Origin of the sequence: Halorubrum sp. (assembly GCF_046498025.1) — an archaeon.
In the GTDB taxonomy this organism is placed as follows: Archaea; Halobacteriota; Halobacteria; order Halobacteriales; family Haloferacaceae; genus Halorubrum.
The window spans coordinates 1-6525 of sequence record NZ_JAWOBM010000025.1 but is presented as its reverse complement, the minus strand read 5'-3'; the positions used below and the strand labels follow the sequence as shown (position 1 = coordinate 6525).

The 6525-nt window shown below is 69.7% G+C and carries 6 protein-coding genes and 1 tRNA gene; 5 read left to right on the top strand and 2 right to left on the bottom strand.

Annotation, left to right across the window (positions count from 1 at the left end):
- From rqcH to R6U01_RS06000, 4 genes are all read left to right on the top strand, one after another.
- Positions 1 to 1812 (top strand): ribosome rescue protein RqcH (gene rqcH / locus R6U01_RS06015; RefSeq protein WP_410285557.1); only part of this gene is annotated, 1812 nt, incomplete at its 5' end.
- Positions 1813 to 1886: 74 nt separating this feature from the next.
- Positions 1887 to 2270: a DUF5820 family protein gene (locus R6U01_RS06010; RefSeq protein ID WP_410285556.1), complete on the top strand. Its 384-nt coding sequence runs from the start codon at positions 1887 to 1889 to the stop codon at positions 2268 to 2270.
- Positions 2271 to 2440: 170 nt separating this feature from the next.
- A complete protein-coding gene (gene purF / locus R6U01_RS06005; RefSeq protein ID WP_410285555.1) occupies positions 2441 to 3940 on the top strand; it encodes an amidophosphoribosyltransferase in 1500 nt (499 codons plus the stop codon).
- Positions 3941 to 3996: 56 nt separating this feature from the next.
- The gene (locus R6U01_RS06000) at positions 3997 to 4728 is read left to right on the top strand and encodes a halocyanin domain-containing protein (protein WP_410285554.1); all 732 of its coding nucleotides are present in this window, start codon (positions 3997 to 3999) and stop codon (positions 4726 to 4728) included.
- 9 nt (positions 4729 to 4737) lie between these two features.
- Here the strand turns inward: R6U01_RS06000 and R6U01_RS05995 are convergent, their stop codons facing one another.
- Positions 4738 to 5286 (bottom strand): metal-dependent hydrolase, encoded by a 549-nt coding sequence (locus tag R6U01_RS05995; RefSeq protein ID WP_410285553.1) that lies wholly within the window; start codon positions 5284 to 5286, stop codon positions 4738 to 4740.
- Between the two features lie 61 nt (positions 5287 to 5347).
- The gene (locus tag R6U01_RS05990; RefSeq protein ID WP_410285552.1) at positions 5348 to 5908 is read right to left on the bottom strand and encodes a DUF420 domain-containing protein; all 561 of its coding nucleotides are present in this window, start codon (positions 5906 to 5908) and stop codon (positions 5348 to 5350) included.
- A gap of 192 nt (positions 5909 to 6100) precedes the next feature.
- On the opposite strand from R6U01_RS05990, the gene R6U01_RS05985 reads away from it, so the two are divergent.
- Positions 6101 to 6185 (top strand) — tRNA-Leu (locus tag R6U01_RS05985).
- Positions 6186 to 6525 lie beyond the last annotated feature (340 nt).

Here is a 6525-nt window from a genome sequence, read left to right as displayed (position 1 = left end):
AACGTCGCCGCGCTCGATGAGACCGGCGAGGTCATCGGGTCGCTGTCGACGGTCAGGCTCAAGTCCCGGACGGTCGCGCCCGGCGCGCAGTACGAGTACCCGGCGTCGCGGCTCAACCCCCTCGACGTGAGCCTCGGCGGGTTCAAGCGGCACATGCGCGACTCCGACAGCGACGTGGTGCGGACGCTGGCGACCCAGCTCAACTTGGGCGGGCTCTACGCCGAGGAGGTGTGCACCCGCGCCGGCGTCCCGAAGGAGACCCCGATCGACGAGGCGACCGACGACCAGCTCCGCGCGCTCCACGAGGCGCTCGAGCGGATCGGCGACCGGCTCCGCTCCGGCGACATCGATCCCCGAGTGTACGAGGAGGAGCTCGACGGCGAGAGCGACGGGAACGGCGGCGACGCCGACCGCGACCTCCGCGTCGTCGACGTCACGCCCTTCCCGCTCTCGGAGCACGAGGGGCTCCCGAGCGTCGGGTTCGACTCATTTAACGCCGCCGTCGACGAGTACTTCTACCGGCTCGGGCGCGAGGACAGCGACGAGGGGGAGCCCCCCGCGGACGCGAGCCCCTCCCGCCCCGACTTCGAGGACGAGATAGCCAGACAGGAGCGGATCATCGAACAGCAGCGCGGGGCGATCGAGGGCTTCGAGGAGCAGGCCGAGGCCGAGCGCGAGCGAGCGGAGCTCCTCTACGCGAACTACGACCTCGTCGACGAGGTGCTCTCGACGGTCCGGGACGCCCGCGAGGCGGAGGTCCCTTGGGACGAGATCGCCGAGACCCTCGAGGCGGGCGCGGAGCGAGGCATCCCGGCCGCGGAGGCGGTCGTCGACGTCGACGGCGGCGAGGGGACCGTGACGGTGGCGCTCGACGACGAGGACGGCGACTCGGTCCGCGTCGAACTCGACGCGAGCGCCGGCGTCGAGGTCAACGCCGATCGGCTCTATCAGGAGGCGAAGCGGATCGAGGCGAAGAAGGCGGGCGCGATGGAGGCCATCGAGTCGACCCGTCGAGAGCTGGAGGCGGTCGAGGAGCGCAAGGCGGAGTGGGAGGCCGAGCAGGCGGCCGACGACGGGACCGACGGAACCGACGGCGAGGACGACGAGGACGAGGAGTACGAGGTCGACTGGCTCTCGCGCTCCTCGATCCCGATCCGGAGCCCCGACGACTGGTACGAGCGCTTCCGGTGGTTCCACACCGCGACGGGGTACCTCGTCATCGGCGGACGCAACGCCGACCAGAACGAGGAGCTCGTCAAGAAGTACATGGGCAAACACGACCGGTTCTTCCACACGCAGGCGCACGGCGGACCCGTGACCCTGCTGAAGGCCGCCGGTCCCTCCGAGTCCGCGGACCCGGTCGACTTCTCCGAGCAGACGCTCCGGGAGGCCGCGCAGTTCGCGGTCTCGTACTCCTCGGACTGGAAGGACGGTCGCGGCGCGGGCGACGCGTACATGGTCGAGCCGGACCAGGTCTCGAAGACGCCCGAGAGCGGCGAGTACATCGAGAAGGGGAGCTTCGTCATCCGCGGCGACCGCACCTACTTCGAGGACGTGCCCTGCCGGGTCGCCGTCGGCGTCCAGTGCGAGCCGGTGACGCGGGCCATCGGCGGCCCGCCGTCGGCGATCGCCGACCGCGCGGCGACGAGCGTCACGCTGGAGCCGGGGATATACGCGCAGAACGACGCCGCGATGATGGTGTACCGGGAGCTGAAGAGCCGCTTCGCGGACCAGTCGTTCGTCCGCAAGGTGGCGAGCGCCGACCAGCTTCAGGAGTTCCTGCCGCCGGGCGGGTCGGACGTCGTCGACTGAGCCGGCCCGCGGACCGCCACCGCGCTCCCTCGGGAGAGCGCGACCCTTTCAAGCCTCCGCGACCGACTCCGTGCATGAGCTTCGAGGCGCTGCCGGACGGCTGGAAGGTGTGGAACGAGGAGCCCAGCGGTCGAGCCATCCTCGTCTACCGGCCCGACGTGTTCGACGGCGACGACCTGCCCGCCGCGTGTCTGCCGACCATCTACCTCACGAACGGCGCGCGCACCGCCCGTCCCGGATCGGGCCAGTACGCCACCGACGAGTGGCACGTGGTCCTCTTCTTGGAGCCCGAGATCGAGGCGGTCTCCGAGACCCACGACGACCGGGAGGCCGGCGCGGCCGCGGCCGTCGAGGTCGCGGAGCGCTTCGCCGCCGGCGACGTGGACTACCGCGCCGCCTATCAGGTGCCGCGGGAGGACTACTTCGAGCGCTTAGACCAGTGCATCGGCGGGGAGTGATCGCCACGTCGACGGAGAGCGATCGCCACGTCGACGTCGAGTGAACACACGGCGACGACCGGCTGCCTCGCCGCAGTTGATCCGCGTTCGTGGATATATTCTCCAGCGGAAAACCCGATAGCACCACGAACACGAGGATTTTTATCGCCTCACGCCCCACCGTCGGGTACATGAACGCCGGTGGGGACCACACCGTCGACGAGCCGCGAGAGAAGTGCGGCGTCGTCGGCATCTCGCTCGCTGAGCGCGAGGCCGCGCGGCCGCTGTACTACGCGCTGTACGCGCTCCAACACCGCGGGCAGGAGTCCGCGGGGATCGTCACGCACGACGGGTTCCAACAACACAGCCACGTCGAGCGCGGGCTCGTCGGCGACGCCTTCGACGAGGGGGACCTGGCGTCGCTGTCGGGCGGGACCGGCATCGGTCACGTGCGGTACCCGACCGCCGGCAGCCTCGACAAGAGCTGCGCGCAGCCGTTCTCGGTCTCCTTCAAGTCCGGCTCGCTCGGGCTCTCGCACAACGGCAACCTCGTGAACGCCGACGAGGTGCGCGAGGAGCTCGCCGCCGCGGGCCACGCGTTCACCTCCGACGGCGACACCGAGGTGATCGCCCACGACCTCGCGCGCAACCTCTTAGAGGAGGACCTCGTGCGCGCCGTCAAGCACACGATGAACCGCATCCACGGCTCCTACTCGCTGGCGATCACCCACGACGACACCGTCCTCGGCGTGCGCGACCCGCTCGGGAACCGCCCGCTGTGTCTGGGAAAGGTCGACGGCGGCTACGTGCTCGCCAGCGAGTCGGCCGCCATCGACACCCTCGACGGGGAGCTGATCCGGGACGTGCGTCCGGGCGAGCTCGTCGTCCTCGACCCCGACGGCTCGGGGTACGACACGTACCAGCTCGTCGAGCGCGAGTCGACCGCGCACTGCTTCTTCGAACACGTCTACTTCGCGCGCCCCGACTCCGTCATCGACGACAACCTCGTGTACGAGGTCCGACGAAAGCTCGGACAGAAGCTTTGGGAGGAATCGGGCGTCGAGGCCGACGTGGTGATGCCGGTTCCCGACTCCGGCCGGGCGTTCGCCTCCGGCTACGCCGACGCGGCCGGCGAGACGACCGCCGACGGCGAGCCCCGTCCGGATGACGACGCCGGTATCGAGTTCGCCGAGGGGCTGATGAAGAACCGCTACGTCGGGCGCACGTTCATTATGCCCACGCAGGACGAGCGCGAGCGCGCGGTCCGGCTGAAACTGAACCCGATCCGATCGACCGTGGAGGGGAAGTCGGTCACCATCATCGACGACTCCATCGTCCGGGGGACGACCTCGACCCAGCTGGTCGAGCTGGTCCGCGAGGCGGGCGCCGAGGAGGTCCACCTCCGGATCGGCGCGCCGGCGATCGTCGCGCCCTGCTACTTCGGGATCGACATGGCGACCCGGGACGAGCTGATCGCTGCCGACGCCTCCACCGAGGAGATCCGGGAGACGGTCGGCGCCGACTCCCTCTCGTACCTCTCTATCGACGCCGTCGCCGAGGCGCTCGGCGAGAGCCGCGCGGACCTCTGTCTCGGCTGCGTCACCGGTAAGTACCCCTTCGACGTGGAGGGCGAGGAGAGCGACCGCGACCTCGACGCCGTCACGCCCGATCCAACGCCGGCTGACGACTGACGGGGTCCGACGTCAGAATCGGGAATTTAAATACGCGCACGCCGGGAGGTACGCGTATGACATTTGACGCCGACGACGCGACCATGAGTCGCCGCGGGCTGTTCCGGGCGGGCGCCGCGGGCGCCGCCGCCGCGACCGGCCTCGCCGCCGGCTCCGGGACCGCCGCCGCCCAGTACGACGGCTGGCTCGACGACGTGGACAACTACGACGGTACCGTCGACTACACCGGCGAGGACGAGGTCACGGTCGAGGTCGGCGCGGGCGACGACGGGCTTCTCTTCGAGCCGGCCGCGATCCTCGTCGACGCCGGTGCGACGGTCGTCTGGGAGTGGACCGGCGAGGGGGGCGCACACAACGTCGTCGCGGAGGACGAGACGTTCGACAGCGGCGACCCGGTGGACGAGGAGGGGGAGACGTTCGACTACACCTTCGAGGACGCCGAGGAGGGAGACACGTTCAACTACCTCTGTGTCCCCCACGAGGCGGTGGGGATGAAAGGCGCCGTCGCGATCGGCTCCGTCGACGACGACCTCGTCGATCCCGACGCGGACGGCGGCGACGGCGACGACGGCGGGGATGGAGACGACGGCGGTGACGGCGGCGACGGAGACGACGGCGGTGACGGCGGCGAGGGAGACGACGGCGGTGACGGCGGCGACGGAGACGACGGCGGCCGCACCCTCACAGCGGGCGACATCGGCGCGCTCGCGCTCGGGCTCGGGTTCGCCGGCGCGCTGCTCGTCCCGCTGTTCTACGCGGCACACCGAATGGCGAACGACGAGGAGTAAGACGGCGGGTCACCCACCGCTCTCCCGACCCGCACCGACGCCGAACCGCGACCGTCCCACGACGACGAGGGCCGCCAGCCACAGCAGTATCTCGACGTAAAACGACGGACTGCCGACGTAGAACAGCGCGAACTCGCCCGGGGGGATCGCGAGCGGGTCGGACCGGGAGACGACCGGCCACGCGAGGAACAGCGCGTCGCTCGCCCGTCCGTTCACGACGACGTGGAACGCGTCGAGCGCGAGGTGTGACCCCCACCCGATCGCGACCGCGAGCCCGTGTCGGTGGCTCGCGGCGAGCGCGATCGCGACGGGAGCGAGCAGGGCCGAGTGACCGACCGACTGATACACGTCGAAGACGCCGAGCACGCCTAGCGGCTTGTCGACGACGTCGGAGAGCGCGGCACCGGCGACAAGCCATCCCGTCGAGAGCGTCGGCCCGGTCGAGCGCGTCCGGCCGGTCAACACCGCCGGCGCGTCCCGGAGGCGTCGCCGGAGGCGCGGGTGGCCCGCCAGCCACCCGATTCCGGCGGCGACGAGGAGATGGGTCGGAAACAGCACGGTCGCCCCTACGGGCGAGAACGGCTTCAACGTTCGTCGACGCCGTTCTGGCGCGGACGCCTCAGAACGCGTGGTACAGCATGACGTACACGCCGATCCCCATACTAAAGGAGATCAGCCAGAGGACGGCGGCGACGAAGCCGACCTGCGAGTGCCGCGTGTGGTACAACTCTTCGAACGGACGAGTCGCGGCGAGCAGGAGCGCGTAGAAGACGAACGGGACGCAGAGGATCGCGAGCAGGATGTGAATTCCGAGGAACGGGAGGTAGAGGTAGGTGTAGAGGGTCTCTGGACCCGGGAACTCGGCGGTGCCGACGTGGATCAGCCGGTAGAGGTACGCGCCGAGGAAGGCCGTGAAGAGCCCGAACGACGTCAGCATGAACGCGCGGTGACGGCGGACGTTCCCGCGCGAGATGGCGCGCCACCCGAGCAGGATGGTGCCGATGGCCGTCGCCGAGACGGCCGCGTTGAAGTGCGGGATCGCGGCGAAGACGGCGTCGCTCGCGCGCGGGAGGAGCGCGCTCGGGATCACGCCGCCGACGGCCCCGAACACGAGGGCGAGCGCGACGACGGAGCTGAGTGCGGTCAAAAGCGGGACGTTCTGGCGGGCCCACTCGGACATATGAGACGGAAGGGACGCCGCCCCCAAACGCGTGCCGGTTTCGGCGGCTCGACTCGGGCTCCATCGCCGCAGCCGAATCGACCGCAGCGCGCCCGACCCCGTCGCCCGGTGTCAGTCTCCGACACGGCACTGTCGAATGGAAGGGCTTTTAATTGGGGGAAGGGTACGTGGAGACGCGATAGAACACCGCGAGCGTGGGTAGCCAAGCCAGGCCAACGGCGCAGCGTTGAGGGCGCTGTCCCGTAGGGGTCCGCCGGTTCAAATCCGGTCCCACGCACTGATTGCCGGCGAGCACACGCGAGCCGGTATCGTGCCAACGGCCGGATTTGAACGAGAGAACGCGTCTGCGTTCGCGTAGTTCAAATCCGGTCCCACGCATCGCTTCGCCCGAGCGGAAGTGAGGGCAACAGATGCACGGTGCTTCCCTTCAGGGATCAGCACCCACGCAAACTTCTACCGGAGCTACCATCCAACAGCGACAGCGCAGTCAATCTGCTGTCCCGTAGGGGTCCGCCGGTGAGCAATCGCGCAGCGATTGCGAAAGTCGTCACGAGCGTAGCGAAGTGACGGGAGTTCAAATCCGGTCCCACGCACTGATTGCCGGCGAGCACACGCGA